We start from the raw sequence: 16,384 nt of genomic DNA, 5'->3' as shown, positions 1-16,384 counted from the left end.
TAGCCGTGTCGAAACAGCTACCGTAAATTAGGCAACAACGCCTTCAACCCGTCGACGATGAACTCGACCGCGAGCGCCGACAACATCAAACCCATCAACCGCGTACCGATATTGATACCGGTTTGCCCGACCCAGCGCGCAATCGGCTCGGCGAGCCGCAGGGACAGGAAGCAAATCACCGCCAGCACGGCGCCGATCACGACGAGCCCAATCCGGTCGTACCAGTGGTGAGCGCTCGCCGCGTAGACGATCACCGTGCTGATGGAGCCCGGCCCCGTGAGCAGCGGGATCGCGAGCGGCACGACCGCGATGCTGTTCTTCGACTCCGCCTCATCGCGCTCTTCGGCCGTGGCGCGCGTATTGCCGATTTGCGCATTGAGCATGTTGACGGCCATCAGCAGCATGATGATGCCGCCGCCCACCTCGAGCGAGCCGACCGAGATGCCGAAGAAGCTGATGATCTGCTGGCCGAGCACCGTCGTGATCGCGATGACGCAAAACACGGAGATCGAGGCGATCCGGATTGTGCGTCGCCGCTCGCCCTCGGACTGCTCCGAAGTGAGACTCAAGAAAAACGGCACCGCGCCGACCGGATTGATCAGCGCGAGCAACGAAATGAATGATTTCAGAAAATCCATCGCAAGCCGGTCGGCGCGTCCTGCGCGCCGGTCGCTCGTTCCTTGGGGTTTGCCGCCCTATCCCAGTCGCTATAGGCTGCCTTTGGTCGACGGGACCTGCCCCGCCGCGCGTTCGTCCAGCTCGGCGGCCATGCGCAGCGCGCGGCCGAAAGCCTTGAAGACCGTTTCCATCTGATGGTGAGCGTTGAGCCCGCGCAGATTGTCGATATGCAGCGTGACGCCCGCGTGATTCACGAAGCCGCGGAAAAACTCGATCGACAGATCCACGTCGAATGTGCCGATCCGCGCGCGCGTGAACGGCACATGGAATTCGAGGCCCGGACGGCCCGAGAAATCGATGACGACACGCGAGAGCGCCTCGTCGAGCGGCACGTAGGCATGACCGTACCGGCGAATCCCTTTTTTGTCGCCGATGGCCTTGGCCACGGCTTGGCCGAGCGTGATGCCGGTGTCTTCGACGGTATGGTGATCGTCGATATGGAGGTCCCCATGCGCCTCGATCTCGAGGTCGATGAGCCCGTGCCGCGCAATCTGATCGAGCATGTGGTCGAGAAACGGCACGCCCGTCGCGAGCTTTTGCTCGCCGGTGCCGTCCAGATTGATCTTCACACGGATCTGCGTTTCGCTGGTATTGCGAACGACTTCCGCCACACGCATGGAAAACCTCGAATCAAGCGGGAAATAAGTTGCTTCGAAAAACAAGAATGAAGTGCGGCAGTCCGGCGCGGGCGCCTCGCTTGGGCGCCCTGCCTCAGGCCCGCTTTTCAGTCTTTACTTCAAAACCAGTTTGAGCGCCGCGAGCATTTGCGCGTTTTCGTCCGGTGTGCCGACCGTCAAGCGCAGGCAATTCGCAAGCAATGGGTGGATTTTACTCACGTTTTTGACCAAAATCCGCGCCGCGAGAAGGGTTTCGAACACGGCGTCCGCGTCGGGCACGCGCACGAGCAGAAAATTGCCCGCGCTCGGAAAGACGGTGGTGCCCGGCAATGCCGCCACGGCATCGGCAAGGCGGGTCCGTTCGGCCCGCAGATCGGCGGCCTGAACCTCCAGCACATCGTCGATGTGATCGAGCATGAACTCGGCGGCGGCCTGCGTTAGAACGTTGACGTTGTAGGGGGGCCGAACCTTGTCGAGCTCGTCGAGCCAGACAGGCGAGCCCGCGAGGTAGCCGAGCCGGATGCCGGCCAGACCGAGCTTCGACACCGTTCGCATGACGACGACATTGCCGAATTCGAGCACGCGCGGCAGCCAGCTCTTTTGCGCGAACGGTTGATAGGCCTCGTCGATGACGACGAGGCTTTGCCCCGCCGCCGCGATGATGCGCTCGACGTCCTCTTCGGGATAGAGCGTGCCCGTCGGATTGTTCGGGTACGCCAGATAGACGACGGCCGGCCGATGCTCGGCGATCGCGGCCAGCATCGCCTCGGTATCGAGCGTGAGATCGGCTCGGTGCGGCACGCCGACGAACTCGATCTGCGCGAACTTCGCCGACATCTGATACATCACGAAGGCCGGCACCGGCGCGAGCAGCTTCGCGCCGGGCTTGGCGCAAGCGACGGCGATCATGCTGATGATCTCGTCCGAGCCGTTGCCGAGCAGCACGGCGCAGCCGGACGGCACACCCATCACGCGCTTGAGCTTCTCGATCAGCGCGGCGGGCCGCGGCGCCGGATAGCGGTTCAACGCCACGCCGGCCAGATGCTCGCCGAGCTGCCGCGCGAGCGCGTCGGGCAGCGTATAGGGGTTCTCCATCGCATCGAGCTTCACGAAGCCCGTCGCATCGGGAACCGGGTAGCTTGTCATCGCCAGCACATCGCCGCGGATGACGTCTTTAGGTGTCGTCATAATCATTCAGCCGGTTGCCCGGCCCGTGTCCTTCCTGGCCGTTTGGTCTTTCGCTTCACCCAGTTTGCTTCATTCGGTACTCGGCACTCTTCGCATGTGCCGGCAACCCTTCGCCATAAGCAAGCTCGGCCGCGATCTCGCCGAGCGTCTGCGCGCCCTCGGCACTGACTTCGATCACGCTCGAGCGCTTGAAGAAATCGTAGACGCCGAGCGGCGACGAAAAGCGCGCCGTGCGCGACGTCGGCAGTACGTGGTTCGGCCCGGCGCAGTAGTCGCCGAGGCTTTCGCTCGTGAAGCGGCCGACGAAGATCGCGCCCGCATGGCGAATCTCGTTCGCCCACTGCTGCGGGTCGAGCGCCGAAATCTCGAGATGCTCGGGGGCGATCCGGTTCGCGATCGCGCAGGCCTCGGCCATGTCCCGCACCTTCACGAGCGCGCCGCGATCTTCCAGCGAGCGCTGGATCACGTCGCGGCGCGGCATCGTCGGCAGGAGCTCCGCGATTGCGTCCTCGACGCGCGCGATGAACGCGTCGTCGGGCGCGAGCAGAATCGATTGCGCAAGCTCGTCGTGCTCGGCCTGCGAGAAGAGATCCATCGCGACCCAGCGCGGATCGGTCGTGCCGTCGCACAGGACCAGAATCTCGGAAGGCCCGGCGATCATGTCGATGCCGACCGTGCCGAACACGCGGCGCTTCGCCGATGCCACATACGCATTGCCGGGGCCGCAGATCTTGTCGACCGCGGGCACCGTCTCGGTGCCATACGCGAGCGCGCCGATCGCTTGCGCGCCGCCGATCGTCAAGACGCGATCGACGCCGCCGATGAGCGCGGCCGCCAGCACGAGCGGGTTCTTCACGCCGTCGGGCGTCGGCACGACCATGACGATCTCGCGCACGCCGGCCACGCGCGCCGGCAAGGCATTCATCAGCACCGACGAGGGGTACGCGGCCTTGCCGCCCGGCACGTAGATCCCCGCACGATCGAGCGGCGTCACCTTCTGACCTAGCACCGTGCCGTCGGCCTCCGTGTACTGCCAGCTATGGCTGCCGCATTCGATCTTCTGCTTCTCATGGTAGCCGCGCACGCGCGCGGCCGCCGCTTCGAGCGCCGCGCGCTGCTTCGGCTGGAGACTTTCGAGCGCCGCCTCGAGCTCCGTGATCGGCAGCTCGAGCGCGGCGACGCTCGACGCGTCGAGCCGATCGAAGCGGTTCGTGTACTCGAGCACCGCCGCGTCGCCGCGCCGCTTCACGTCGGCAAGAATCTGCGCGACGGAGCGCTCGATCGCCTCGTCCTCGCTCGCCTCGAAGGCGAGCACCGCCGCGAGCGCCGCATCGAAGCCGGCGGCGCTCGAATCGAGTTTGCGAATCTTCAGAGACATGCTGGTATCCGTTCCGGTAAAAGCGCGCCGATCTCGTGACCGTTCGGCGCCGCCGTTTTACGCCTGGCCGCCGCCGCGCCGCGACGCGCTCTCGAACGCATCGAGAAACGGCTCGAGCGCCGAGCGCTTCAGCTTCAGCGCAGCCTGATTCACCACGAGGCGCGACGAGATCGGCATGATCTCCTCGACCTCGACGAGGTTGTTCGCGCGCAACGTCCCGCCGGTGCTGACGAGATCGACGATCGCATCGGCCAGCCCGACGAGCGGCGCGAGTTCCATCGAGCCGTAGAGCTTGATCAGGTCGACGTGCACGCCCTTCGCCGCGAAATGCTCGCGCGCCGTCTGCACGTACTTCGTCGCAACGCGCAGGCGCGCGCCCTGGCGCACCGCGTTCGCATAGTCGAAGCCGGCTTTGACCGCCACCGACATCCGGCAGCGTGCGATGTTCAGATCGACGGGCTGATAAAGGCCGCTGCCGCCGTGCTCGATCAGCACGTCCTTGCCGGCCACGCCGAAATCGGCCGCGCCGTACTCGACGTAAGTCGGCACGTCGGTCGCGCGCACGATGATGACGCGCAAGTTCGGCGCGCTCGTGCCGAGAATCAGCTTGCGCGAGGTCTCGGGGTCTTCCGAGACCTGTACGCCGGCCGCGGCGAGCAGCGGCATCGTTTCCTCGAAAATACGCCCCTTCGAGAGCGCGAGCGTCAACTGCGGCGCACTCATGCGAAGCTCCCCACGCCCGCGGCATTCGCCGCGCTGCCGGTGAGGCGGCGCACGTGGGCGCCGATCTTCGTCAGCTTTTCCTCCATCCGGTCGTAACCGCGATCGAGGTGATAGATACGGTCGACGAGCGTCTCGCCCTCCGCGACAAGCCCCGCGATGACGAGGCTCGCGGAGGCGCGCAGGTCCGTCGCCATCACGGTCGCGCCCGACAGCTTCGGCACGCCCGCGACGAGCGCCGTGTTGCCGTCGACGCTGATGTTCGCGCCGAGCCGGTTGAGCTCCTGGACGTGCATGAAGCGGTTCTCGAAAATAGTCTCGACGACTTGCGCCGCCCCCTCGGCAATCGCATTGAGCGCCATGAACTGCGCCTGCATATCGGTCGGGAATGCCGGGTATTCGGAGGTGCGCACCGACACGGCCGTCGGACGGCGGTGCATCCGCACGCGGATCCAGTCGTCGCCTTCCTCGATCGTCACGCCGGCTTCGCGCAGCTTCGCCGTCACGGCGTCCAGCGTCTCGGGGCGCACGTCGCGCAGCGTGACGTCGCCGCCGGCCGCCGCCACCGCGCACAGGAAGGTGCCGGCTTCGATGCGATCGGGAATCACGGCATGACGCGCGCCATGCAGCTTATCGACGCCTTCGATCACGAGCCGGTCCGTGCCGATGCCCTCGATCTTCGCACCCATCGCGACGAGCAGACGCGCAAGGTCGTTGACCTCGGGCTCGCGCGCCGCGTTTTCGAGGATCGTCTGCCCCTCGGCGAGCGCGGCGGCCATCAAAAGATTCTCGGTGCCCGTGACCGTGATCATGTCCGTGACGATCCGCGCGCCCTTCAGGCGATTGGCGCGCGCCTCGATGTAGCCGTGCTCGATGCTGATCTCGGCGCCCATTGCCTGCAGGCCCTTGATGTGCTGATCGACGGGGCGCGCACCGATCGCGCAGCCGCCCGGCAGCGATACCTTCGCGACGCCGAAGCGCGCAACGAGCGGTCCGAGCACGAGGATCGATGCGCGCATCGTCTTCACGAGGTCATAGGACGCGACGGGATTGTCGACATGGGTCGCGTCGAGCGCGACCGCATCCCCCGCCGTCTCGGCGCGAACGCCCATCTGCGTCAGCAGCCTGAGCGTCGTGCGCACGTCTTTGAGGTCCGGCACGTTCTCGAGATGGATCGGGTCGGCGGCGAGCAGGCTCGCGCAAAGAATCGGCAGCGCCGCGTTTTTCGCGCCCGATATGCCGACCTCGCCGGAAAGTGTCCGGCCGCCTTCGATCGCAAGCTTGTCCATGCTCATTTGTCCCTGGTTGGCTTCGCCCTCGGCCCTGCTCGCTGCCGCGGCGCTGCCGGCGCCGCTCGTTTCGTCTTGTGTAATGCGCACTACGGTTCCTGAATTATGCGTTTTGCCATTCGGCCGGCGTGAGCGTCTTCATGCTCAGCGCGTGGATTTCCGCCCGCATGCGATCGCCGAGCGCCGCATAGACGAGCTGATGACGTTGAATCGGGCGTTTGCCCTCGAACGCCTCGGAGACGATCGTCGCAAAGAAGTGCTGGCCGTCGCCCTCGACTTCGATATGGGTGCACGGCAGCCCCGCCGTGATGTATTGCTTGACTACCTCGGGAGTCGGCAACATGGTTCAAGCTCCTTGCTTGGTTCGGGTTCCGCGCGCCAGTATGCGTGCCCACGGGGACTTCCTTCGGGGCGTGGGGGTCCGTTTCATTGTCAGTGGCGCAGCTTGTAGCCCGATGCGATGAGACGCATCGCGAGCGCAGCGATCAGGACGAAAAACGCGGCCACGACGGCGAGGCTCGCCAGCGGATCGACGTCGGACACGCCGAAAAAGCCGTAGCGAAAGCCGTCGATCATGTAAAAGAACGGGTTCAGGCGCGACACCTGGCGCCAGATGTCCGGCAGCGTGTGGGTCGAGTAGAACACGCCCGAAAGAAACGTGAGCGGCATGATCAGGAAGTTCTGAAACGCCGCCAATTGATCGAACTTCTCGGCCCAGATGCCGGCAATGAGACCGAGCGTGCCCAGCAGCGCCGAGCCGAGCGCGGCGAATCCGATGATGAAGAGCGGCGCGGCGAACGTCATCGGCACGAACCAGATCGTGACGATGAAGACGCCGAAGCCGACCGCGAGTCCGCGTACGACTGACGCGAGCACATAGGCGCTGAACAGCTCCCAATGCGTGAGCGGCGGCAGCAGCACGAAAACGAGGTTGCCCGTGATCTTCGACTGAATCAGCGACGACGAGCTGTTCGCGAACGCGTTTTGCAGCACGCTCATCATGATGAGGCCGGGGATCAGGAAGCTCGTGTATCCGACGCCGGGGTAGACCTCGACATGGCCGCGCAACGCATGGCCGAATATGGCCAGATAAAGCAGCGCCGTGACGACAGGCGCGAGCACCGTCTGAAAAGAAACCTTCCAGAAGCGCAGCGTCTCCTTGTAGAACAGCGTGCGAAAACCGCTCATGACGGTTCGCTCCGGCGCGGCGGATGAAGTGAGCGTGGGCCGCATCATGCCAGCCCCTCGACGAGCTCAGGTCCGCTCATCAACTGAACAAAAACGTCTTCGAGATCAGCCTTGCGCACGTCGATTTCCTCGAACGTACAACCGGCCGCCCGGCAGCGCGCGAGGATCGGCTCGACCTCGTCATAGCTCGACAGCCGCAGCAAATGCTGGCGCGCGCCCGAGGCCGACGGCTCCACTTCCAGCGCGCGCAGCTCAACGGGCAGCATGCCCGCGGCGAGCCGCACGAACAGCTGCATCCCGGCGAATCGCGCGAGCAGCGCACTCGTGCTGTCGAGCGCGACCACCTCCCCTCGGCGCAGCATCGCGATGCGATCGCACAGCGATTCGGCTTCCTCGAGGTAATGCGTGGTCAACACGATCGTATGGCCCTCGCGATTGAGCCTCGAAATGAATTTCCAGAGCGTCTGGCGCAGCTCGACGTCGACGCCGGCCGTCGGCTCGTCGAGCACGATGACGGGCGGCCGGTGCACGAGCGCCTGCGCGACGAGCACGCGGCGCTTCATGCCGCCCGACAGCGCGCGCATGTTCGCGTCGGCTTTCTCGGTCAGATCGAGATTCGCCATGACCTCGTCGATCCAGTCGTCGTTGCGGCGCAGTCCGTAATAGCCCGACTGGATGCGCAGCGTCTCGCGCACCGTGAAGAACGGGTCGAACACGAGCTCTTGCGGCACCACGCCGAGCGAGCGGCGCGCCCCGCGGAAATCGGTCACGACATCGTGCCCGAGCACCGACACGCTGCCTTCGTCGGCGCGCGCCAATCCCGCAAGGATGCTGATCAGCGTGGTCTTGCCCGCGCCGTTGGGGCCGAGCAGGCCGAAGAATTCGCCCTCGTCGACCGTCAAGCTGACGCCTTTGAGCGCTTGCAGTGCCTTGTAGCGCTTCTTGACGTTGCGGATCTCTATGGCTGACATGGATGTGCGCGGCCTTTACCGGCGGCGCGCCTTGGTTCGACGTTTGAATGCTGGCAACGCGGCTGGCGATATTCGACGCCTCGAGAGCCGCTGCCCCGTTCGTCCGGGTCTGGCCGTCCCCCGAAATGCGGGGCGGAACGGATGTCCGGAAAAACGGTTGATTATAGGCCAACTCTCCGTTGGCCGACTGGGTGCGGGATCGCTCGCGGGAAGAGGCGGTCAGCCGATGGCTCGGCGACCGTCAGGAGGCTGTCGAAGCTGGCCGAAGGGAGGGGGATGGCGACGCGCCCGTCCGCCGCCGAGCTTCAACTTTCAGAGTTCGGCCGTGGCCCCTTCCTGCGAGCGTCGATGTCGCGCCGCTACGAGCCCAAGGACGCCGTAAGCCTCGGCAAGACTCGCGAGGCCGGCGGGAAGATCGACGATGTCGAAGTCGCCGCCGCGCGCTTCGGCCGCGCGCCGCCAGGCGAGCAGGACGGCGAGCGCCGAGGAATCGAACTCGGCGAGCGGCGAGCAGTCGACGCCCGACGCGCCGTCCGCGATGCTCGCGAGCCCGGCGGCGAGCGCGGCTTTCGCGCTCGCGTGCGTGATGGTCGTACCGGTCGTAAAGCGATTCATCGTGCGGTTCACGTGGCTCAAGTCGGCTGCTTGCCGGCCGCGAGCTGCTCGTTGCGCTGCGTGAGGAAGTCGATCAGGCCCTGCACGCCGCCCTGGTTGATCTTCTCCGTGAATTGCTGCTGATAGGCCTGAATGAGCCACGCGCCCGCCACGTTCAGGTCGTAGACGCGCCAGCCTTCCGGCGTCTTGTAAAGACGATAGTCGAGCTCGACGGGCTGCCCGTTGCTGACGACGGAGCTGCGCACGACGACGTCGGTATCGGTCGGCGAGGCCCGGAACGGCTTGAACTCGATCTGCTGATCGCGGAATTGCGAGAGCGCGCCCGAATACGTGCGGATCAGCAGCATCTTGAACTGCTCGACCATCTGGTCCTGCTGCTGCGGGGTCGCGGTGCGCCAGGCGCGGCCCATCGCGAGCTGCGTCGTGCGGCGGAAGTCGGTGTACGGCAGGATTTCCTGATTCACGACCTGCGTGATGCGGTTGATGTCGCCGCTCTTGATCGACTTGTCGATGCGCAGCGTGTCGAGCACGCGCCCGGTCACCGTCTTGATCATGGTGTCCGGATTGCTCGTGTCGACGTTGTTGACCGCCTGTTGCGCAAAACCGGCATTAGAGAAAGAAACGAACGCGGCAAACAGAGAAATCAGAAAGAATCTTTTCATCGTCAATCCTAAGTTCCGTGAAAGCTCGGTTACAGTACCGTGCAAGTTCGAGCCGGGTCCAGCCCGATCGAGCAAGATTCGTGTCGAACTGTTACGTCCCCACGCGTCACCGAGCGCGCGCGGAGGCGGTTTCACTTCAGCATGCGAATCACCGGGAAGCCGGTGCGCGGCGGCGGCGGGACATACTGCTGGCCCGGCACCGTTTCGCCGTCCGGCCCGCCGAGCGGCGCCGGCGCGGCCACGCCCGACGCTCCCGACGCCGCTTCAGCGGGCAGCGCAGCCGTGGCGCCCGAAGCAGCCGACGGGGCGGCCGGCGCCGCGCCGGCCGGACCCGATGCGGGGGCCGGTGCCGGCGTCGGGGCCGCGCCCGACGACCCATCATCATAATTCGGCGGCGGCTGCTCGTAGCTCGGAGCGGCGCCGTCGCCGCCGGAAATCAGGAAGCGCCGCCGCTGCAGATAAGCACCGCGGATGAACGAATATTTGTCGATCGCCGCGGCCTGGAGCACATCGGTTGTCCCAAGTAGATTCGCGCGCGTGTTGATGAGATTCACACCGTAAAGCGCCCAGCTGACCGACGACGGCTGGACATAGCTGAGCGGATTCCCATAGTAATCGACGACGAGCCCGGCCGCGTCGCGCACCGTGCTAGGCCCGAGCAGCGGCAACACGAGGTAAGGACCCGACGGCACGCCGTAATGCCCGAGCGTGATGCCGAAATCCGACGAGTGCTTCGGCAGCTTGGCCAACGTGGCGACGTCGAAGAGGCCGCCGACGCCGAAGATCGTATTGATCGTGACGCGCATGATGTCGCCGACGCCGTCCGCGATCTTGAGCTGCAGCAGCTCGTTCGCGGCGATGTAGACGTCGCCGACGTTCGAGAAGAAGTTCGTGACGCTCTTGCGCACTGGATCCGGCACCACGCGCTGGTAGCCCTTCGCCACCGGCTTCAGCGCGTACGTGTCGACGGTGTCGTTGAACTTGAACACCCCTCGGTTGAGGCTCTCGAGCGGGTCTCCGGGCGTGGGCGTCTGGACGGACGCACAGCCGGCGAGCGCCGCTGCCGCAATGGCCAATGCCACGTTTTTTACGTGCGTGGTCTGCATTATTTTTCTCCGTTATGTCGGTGCCTGCCGTGCCCTTGCGACACTCCGATGCCGGGCAGCGAAGAAAGCGCGGGTTTCATCTCAGCCTCCGGCGCCCGATGCGGGGGCGCTAGCCGATGCCGGTGCGGGAGGCGGTACCGCGGGAGCGGCTGCCGGCGCAGCGGGCGGCGTCGCCGCAGAGCCGCCCTTCGACGCACCCATGTCGGCCGCCTTCCCGTAGAGGAACTGCCCGATCAGGTTCTCGAGCACGATCGCCGACTGCGTCATCGAGATCGTGTCTCCGGGCTTCAGCATGTCGCTGTCGCCGCCGGGCTCGAGGCCGATGTACTGCTCGCCGAGAAGACCGGAAGTCTGGATCCTCGCCGACGAATCCTTCGGAAATTCATATTGCTTGTCGATATCGATCGTAACGACGGCCTGATAGGTGTTCGTATCGAATCCGATCGACCCCACGCGGCCCACGACCACGCCGGCGCTTTTCACCGGCGCGCGCACCTTGAGGCCGCCGATGTTGTCGAATTTGAGCTTCACAGGGTACGTCGCCTGAAACGAGAGCGAGCTCATGTTGCCGGCCTTCAACGCAAGAAACAGCACGGCGGCAAAGCCCAGCAGCACGAACAAGCCGACCCAGAAGTCGAGAGCAGTTTTTTTCATCGTCATCCCAGAAACAATCGCGGGCGCGCCCGCGATGCCATCCGCGTCCTGAAGACGCCGGTAATCCACTATGCCAATTGACGCCGGCGCGAAGCGCGCTAGCTGAACATCAACGCCGTCAGAATGAAATCGAGGCCGAGGACGGCGAGCGAGCCGTAGACAACCGTGCGCGTCGTCGCGCGCGAGACGCCCTCGGGCGTCGCCTTCGCCTCATAGCCCTGAAAGAGCGCGATGAACGTGACGGCGAAGCCGAACACCACGCTCTTGACGACGCCATTGCCGACATCGGCCCAGACGTCGACGCCGCCTTGCATCTGCGACCAGAACGCACCCGCGTCGACGCCGATCATCAGCACGCCGACGATGTAGCCGCCGATGATGCCGACAGCGCTGAAGATCGCCGCGAGCAGCGGCATCGCGATGATCCCGGCCCACATGCGCGGCGCGACGATCGTGGCGAGCGGATCGACGGCCATCATTTCTAAAGCCGTCAATTGCTCGCCCGCCTTCATGAGGCCGATTTCGGCCGTGAGCGACGTGCCCGCGCGGCCCGCGAAGAGGAGCGCCGTGACGACCGGGCCGAGCTCGCGCACGAGCGACAGCGCGACGAGCAGGCCGAGCGCGCTCTCCGAGCCGTAGCGGTTCAGCGTGTAATAGCCCTGCAAGCCGAGGACGAAGCCGACGAAGAGCCCCGACACGGCGATGATGAGCAGCGAATAGTTGCCGACGAAGTAAATCTGCTTGATGACGAGATTCGGCCGCCGCAGCAATGCGAACAACTCGAGCACGAGGCGCGCGAAGATGCGCGTCGCGTAACCCGTGCGGGCCACGCCGTCGAGCACGCGGCGCCCGAGCAGACTGACGAGGCCGATCATGCGCGGTCTCCGGCAACGCCGAAATCGGCGGCAAGGGGCGCCTTCGCCGGATAGTGGAAACGGAACGGGCCGTCGGGCGCGCCATCGATGAATTGCCGCACCATCGGCTCCTTCGATTCGCGCAGCTGGGCCGGCGTGCCTTCGGCCAGCACGGAGCCGTTCGCGAGAAAGTAGACGTAATCGGCGATCGCAAACGATTCGGGCACATCGTGCGTGACGAGAATCGACGTGGCGCCGAGCGCCTGGTTGAGCGTGCGAATCAGATTGGCGGTGATGCCGAGCGAAATCGGGTCAAGACCGGCGAACGGCTCGTCGTACATCATCAATTCGGGGTCGAGCGCGATGGCGCGCGCGAGCGCGACGCGGCGCGCCATGCCGCCCGAAATCTGCGACGGTGCCAGATCGCGGGCACCCCGCAGGCCGACGGCATTGAGCTTCATGAGCACGAGGTCGCGAATCAGCGGCTCGGGCAAGTCCGTATGCTCGCGCAGGGCGAAGGCGACGTTCTCGAAGACGGTCATATCGGTGAAAAGCGCACCGAACTGGAACAACATGCCCATCTTCCGGCGCAGCGCGTAAAGCCCTTCGCGACTTTCCTTGCCCACGTCGCGGCCATGAAAAAGCACTTCGCCGCGGCGCGCGCGCTCGAGGCCGCCGATGAGGCGCAGGACTGTCGTCTTCCCGCCGCCCGACGCGCCCATCACGGCCACGACCTGGCCGCGCGAAAACCGCATGTTCAGGTTCGACAGAACGAGACGGTCCTCGTCGTAGCCGAAATCGACGTTGCGCAACTCGAGAATGGGCTCGGATGAAGAAGGCGGCACGAAGCGGGCGCTCCCTTTATGCGGAAGCGGAATTATAGGGCCTTAGGGAAAACACTGTCGTGACGCAGCGTTACTCCGGTGCAAAAAGACCGTTACCGATTTGCAACGATGCGCTCGAGCGCCGCCACGGCGGCCGCCGGATCGTCCGCCCCCGTGATCGCGCTGACGACGGCCGCGCTGCCGACGCCCGTCGCCAGCACGGCCGGCAGTTTGGCGACGTCGATGCCGCCGATGGCCACGAGCGGGACGGCCCCGTCGACGAGACGCACATAGCGCGCCAGTCGCGCCAAGCCTTGCGGCGCGGTCGCGACCGTCTTCGTGGCCGTCGGAAAAACGGCGCCGAAGGCAACGTAGCTCGGGCGAAAATGCAGCGCGCAGAGCATCTCGTAATAGCCGTGCGTCGAAAGGCCGAGCCTGACGCCGGCCGCCGCGATTGCCGCGAGATCGGCCGTCTCGATGTCCTCCTGGCCGAGATGGACGCCGTAAGCGCCCGCATCGATGGCTTCGCGCCAATGGTCGTTGATGAAGACCCGCGCGCCGTGCCTGCGGCCGGCCGCGACGCTCTCGGCAATCTCGGCCGCGAGCGCCGGGCTCGCCTCCTTCACGCGAAGCTGAACCGTCGACACGCCGAGATCGAGCACGCGCTCGACCCACGGGGCGCTCGGCATGACCGCGTAGAGCCCGAGCCGGTCCGGGCAGCGCGCGAACGGCTGCGCGGGCGCCGCCGGCAGGCCCTCGACGCGCGGAAACCGCGTGAGATCGGCGGGCCAGGCGTCTTCACGCGCCGCATCGGCTTCGTCGCCGTCGCGCCAGGCGAGCGCCAAGACGAGCGCGTCGCGCGCGTCGAAGCCGCAGTCGAGAAAACTCGCGAGGGCGGCCAGCCAGTCCTCGGCGAGCGGCCCGGTGAGCGCGTAACGGCCTTTCACGGTCGTGAGCCGCGCGCCGTGCTCGTCCGCATCGATGACGCTCGCGCCCGCGGCGAGCCATTTCGCCCGGTCGGCAGGATCCGCGCCATGCTCGCGCTCGCCGGTGGCGACGATGAGATCGCCCGCGCGCGGCGTGTCGGGCGGCGTCAGGCAGATGCGCCAGGGCTCGCTCGCCGGCGGCCAGTCGCCCAGGCGCGCGCGAATGCGCTCGGCGGCTTCGGTCAACTCGTCGGCCGGCGGCCAAAAGATCTCGCGGTCGGCGAAGGCAAGTGTGCGCGTCATGCGTGGCTCCCGTGGCCGGGCGATCAGCCCGGATTCTGATGCCAGAACGGCATGCCGACGACGGGCGTGCTCGCCTGCGCGCTGTCGCGCTCGTCCATCGGCCCCGCCCGATAGGCCGCACGTCCCGCCTCGACGCCCATCGCGAACGCGCGCGCCATCGCGGCAGGGTCGGTAGCCTGCGACACGGCCGTATTGAGGAGCACGCCGTCGAACCCCCATTCCATGACCTGGCACGCGTGCGAAGGCACGCCGAGCCCCGCATCGACGATGAGCGGCACGTCGGGCAGGCGCTCGCGCAGCACACGCAGGCCATACGGATTGACGATGCCCTTGCCGGTGCCGATGGGCGCCCCCCACGGCATCAGCGCCTCGCATCCGACATCGACGAGACGGCGCCCCACGACGAGATCCTCGGTGCAGTACGGCAGCACTTTGAAGCCGTCCTTGACGAGGCGCGCGGCCGCCTCCACGAGTCCGATCGGATCCGGCTGAAGCGTGTAGTCGTCGCCGATCAGCTCGAGCTTGACCCATTCGGTCTCGAAGACTTCGCGCGCCATATGCGCCGTCGTCACGGCTTCGTCGATGGTCTGGCAGCCGGCCGTATTGGGCAGCAGCGGCACGGCGTGCCGCTTGAGCAGATCGAAGAAGCCCGCCTCGGCCGTATCGGCCTGCATCTGGCGGCGCAGCGCGACCGTCACCATGCCGGGCCGTGCCGCCTCGATGGAATCGGAGAGCGACGCGAGCGACGGGTAGCGCGAGGTGCCGAGCAGCACGCGGCTCGCGAAGGCGACACCGTAAAGCGTCAGCGGATCGGCAGCGGAAGCGGAAGTCATTGAAGAATCCTCAGGCATTGAGCAAGCAACGGGCGACGGCGGCGGTCCCATCGAAACGGAACGATCGCGCGCTCAGCCGCCCGCGACGGGATGAACGATGTCGAGCCGGTCCCCCGGGTTCAGCATGCGCGCCGGATGCTGCGCGCGCGCGACGAACTGGCCGTTGAGCGCAACGGCGAACGGCGGCCGCGCGCCGAATGCGGCGAGCGCGTCGGCCACGGTTGCGCCGTCGGGCAACGTGAGTGGCTTGTGGTTGATCTCGATTTCCATGTTTGCAAACTACATCGGTTCGGCCGAATGACTTCGATATCCGGGTTGCCGGCGCGCCTCGCACAGCAGTTGACGCCCGGAACCGCCCGCCCCTTCGTGCTCACTGAAATGCAGCATTTGCGCCCAGCGGGCCTGATTGCGCCACTCGTCGAAGCCGTCGGCGTCCGTCACGCGGCGCGCGAGGACGGCGGTGGCCAGCTCGGCCGCCGTACGCGCGACTTCGGGCGCGATCATATAGCCGTGACGATAAAGACCGTTGACGGCAATCGTTGCCGCCCCATTCCAGACGATCGCCGGACGGTGGTCGGGCAATGTCGGGCGGCACTGCGCGTTGAGCTCCACGATACGTGCCTCGCCGAAGGCAGGATGCACGGCGAACGCCGCTGATAGAAGCTCGAGCGCTGAGCGCACGGTGACGGGCGACATGTCCTCGCCCTCGATCTCGGTCGCGCCGATCACGAAAAGCCCTCGCTCCTTCGGCGCAATGTAGATCGGATAACGCGGATGCAGCATCCGCACGGGGCGCGTGAGCGCGACATCGGGGGCGTGCACGCGAACGACCTCGCCACGAATGCCGCGCAACGCCGGCAGTGCCGCCTTGGCGCCGAGGCCGCGGCAGTCGATCGTCACGTGAGCGGCCGGCAATGCCCCATCCGCGACGGGCGTGTTCCAGTGCGAGGCTACGCCGCGCGCTTCGAGCCCCGCTGCAAGCGCCGCGAGCACTTGCCGATTGTCGAGCTGGCCTTCGCGCGGCAGCAGCAAGCCCTGGTTGAAACGCCCGGCGAGCGTGGGCTCGGCGGCGGCAAGCGCGGCGCCGTCGAGCGTGGTAAGGCCACCATCGGCCACGAGCGAAGCCGGCGCGTTCGCGCGCACGCGGCGCTCGAACAACGCAGCCTCGGCCCGATCGGCGCGGTGCCAGACGACGAGCGTGCCGTTGCACTGGAAGAACACCGGCTCGGGCAGCTCGGCGATGAGTTGCGGCCAGAGGGCGAGCGAGGCCGCGCCGAGTTCGACGAGAAGCGGCTCGGCGCTCGCCGCTTCGGCGAGCGGCGCGAGCATCGCGGCCGCCACCCAGGCCGCCGCGCCGGTGCCGGCCGCGTCGCCGCGCTCGTAGAGGGCGACGCGATAACCGTCGCCCGCGAGGAGCCAGGCGACGAGCCGGCCGCATAGCCCGCCGCCGAGTACGGCGAAATCGGGACGCGCAGCTGAAACGACTGAAGATTGAGCGGTCATCGGATCGATCCTTACCGTACGGATCACCGTACAAAGGACGAAACCGGTGCTGGGGCCGACCGAGCCTGGGGAAAT

19 protein-coding genes are annotated in these 16,384 nt (G+C 66.3%); all 19 read right to left on the bottom strand.

Annotated elements, in window-relative coordinates:
• Positions 1-17 precede the first annotated feature (17 nt).
• Positions 18-638, bottom strand: a complete 621-nt coding sequence (locus AB4Y31_RS28200; RefSeq protein WP_368676871.1) for a YchE family NAAT transporter — start codon at positions 636-638, stop codon at positions 18-20.
• A gap of 69 nt (positions 639-707) precedes the next feature.
• The gene (gene hisB / locus AB4Y31_RS28195; RefSeq protein ID WP_107153078.1) at positions 708-1,295 is read right to left on the bottom strand and encodes an imidazoleglycerol-phosphate dehydratase HisB; all 588 of its coding nucleotides are present in this window, start codon (positions 1,293-1,295) and stop codon (positions 708-710) included.
• Between the two features lie 114 nt (positions 1,296-1,409).
• Positions 1,410-2,483, bottom strand: a complete 1,074-nt coding sequence (gene hisC, locus AB4Y31_RS28190; protein ID WP_368676870.1) for a histidinol-phosphate transaminase — start codon at positions 2,481-2,483, stop codon at positions 1,410-1,412.
• A gap of 55 nt (positions 2,484-2,538) precedes the next feature.
• Entirely contained in the window at positions 2,539-3,861 is a 1,323-nt protein-coding gene (hisD, locus tag AB4Y31_RS28185; protein WP_368676869.1) for a histidinol dehydrogenase, read from the bottom strand.
• A 57-nt stretch (positions 3,862-3,918) separates the two neighbouring features.
• Complete coding sequence (gene hisG / locus AB4Y31_RS28180) at positions 3,919-4,584, bottom strand: ATP phosphoribosyltransferase (RefSeq protein ID WP_018440401.1); 666 nt, start codon at positions 4,582-4,584, stop codon at positions 3,919-3,921.
• A complete protein-coding gene (murA, locus tag AB4Y31_RS28175) occupies positions 4,581-5,870 on the bottom strand; it encodes a UDP-N-acetylglucosamine 1-carboxyvinyltransferase (RefSeq protein WP_368676942.1) in 1,290 nt (429 codons plus the stop codon). The genes hisG and murA overlap by 4 nt, the downstream gene beginning before the upstream one ends.
• Before the next feature lie 103 nt (positions 5,871-5,973).
• Positions 5,974-6,213: a BolA family protein gene (locus AB4Y31_RS28170; RefSeq protein ID WP_018440403.1), complete on the bottom strand. Its 240-nt coding sequence runs from the start codon at positions 6,211-6,213 to the stop codon at positions 5,974-5,976.
• Positions 6,214-6,302: 89 nt separating this feature from the next.
• The gene (locus tag AB4Y31_RS28165; RefSeq protein WP_026229617.1) at positions 6,303-7,058 is read right to left on the bottom strand and encodes an ABC transporter permease; all 756 of its coding nucleotides are present in this window, start codon (positions 7,056-7,058) and stop codon (positions 6,303-6,305) included.
• 44 nt (positions 7,059-7,102) lie between these two features.
• Positions 7,103-8,029, bottom strand: coding sequence for an ABC transporter ATP-binding protein (locus AB4Y31_RS28160; protein WP_368676868.1), 927 nt, complete (start codon positions 8,027-8,029; stop codon positions 7,103-7,105).
• A gap of 312 nt (positions 8,030-8,341) precedes the next feature.
• Entirely contained in the window at positions 8,342-8,665 is a 324-nt protein-coding gene (locus tag AB4Y31_RS28155; protein ID WP_368676867.1) for a lipid asymmetry maintenance protein MlaB, read from the bottom strand.
• Entirely contained in the window at positions 8,662-9,306 is a 645-nt protein-coding gene (locus AB4Y31_RS28150) for a phospholipid-binding protein MlaC (RefSeq protein ID WP_368676866.1), read from the bottom strand. The genes AB4Y31_RS28155 and AB4Y31_RS28150 overlap by 4 nt, the downstream gene beginning before the upstream one ends.
• 131 nt (positions 9,307-9,437) lie before the next feature.
• The gene (locus tag AB4Y31_RS28145) at positions 9,438-10,412 is read right to left on the bottom strand and encodes a VacJ family lipoprotein (protein ID WP_368676865.1); all 975 of its coding nucleotides are present in this window, start codon (positions 10,410-10,412) and stop codon (positions 9,438-9,440) included.
• 81 nt (positions 10,413-10,493) lie between these two features.
• A complete protein-coding gene (mlaD, locus tag AB4Y31_RS28140; RefSeq protein WP_368676864.1) occupies positions 10,494-11,066 on the bottom strand; it encodes an outer membrane lipid asymmetry maintenance protein MlaD in 573 nt (190 codons plus the stop codon).
• A gap of 98 nt (positions 11,067-11,164) precedes the next feature.
• The gene (gene mlaE, locus AB4Y31_RS28135; protein WP_018440410.1) at positions 11,165-11,941 is read right to left on the bottom strand and encodes a lipid asymmetry maintenance ABC transporter permease subunit MlaE; all 777 of its coding nucleotides are present in this window, start codon (positions 11,939-11,941) and stop codon (positions 11,165-11,167) included.
• Complete coding sequence (locus AB4Y31_RS28130) at positions 11,938-12,765, bottom strand: ABC transporter ATP-binding protein (protein ID WP_368676863.1); 828 nt, start codon at positions 12,763-12,765, stop codon at positions 11,938-11,940. The genes mlaE and AB4Y31_RS28130 overlap by 4 nt, the downstream gene beginning before the upstream one ends.
• A 92-nt stretch (positions 12,766-12,857) precedes the next feature.
• A complete protein-coding gene (gene thiE, locus AB4Y31_RS28125) occupies positions 12,858-13,973 on the bottom strand; it encodes a thiamine phosphate synthase (protein ID WP_368676862.1) in 1,116 nt (371 codons plus the stop codon).
• Between the two features lie 23 nt (positions 13,974-13,996).
• Entirely contained in the window at positions 13,997-14,806 is an 810-nt protein-coding gene (locus AB4Y31_RS28120; RefSeq protein ID WP_368676861.1) for a thiazole synthase, read from the bottom strand.
• Between the two features lie 72 nt (positions 14,807-14,878).
• Positions 14,879-15,076 carry a sulfur carrier protein ThiS gene (thiS, locus tag AB4Y31_RS28115; RefSeq protein WP_018440414.1) on the bottom strand — a complete coding sequence of 66 codons (198 nt, stop codon included), beginning with the start codon at positions 15,074-15,076 and terminating at the stop codon, positions 14,879-14,881.
• Between the two features lie 9 nt (positions 15,077-15,085).
• Positions 15,086-16,309 (bottom strand): FAD-dependent oxidoreductase, encoded by a 1,224-nt coding sequence (locus AB4Y31_RS28110; RefSeq protein WP_368676860.1) that lies wholly within the window; start codon positions 16,307-16,309, stop codon positions 15,086-15,088.
• Positions 16,310-16,384 lie beyond the last annotated feature (75 nt).

The organism is Trinickia sp. EG282A (genome assembly GCF_040965455.1).
Lineage (GTDB): Bacteria > Pseudomonadota > Gammaproteobacteria > Burkholderiales > Burkholderiaceae > Trinickia > Trinickia symbiotica.
This window is presented reverse-complemented; position numbering and strand designations above follow the sequence as displayed.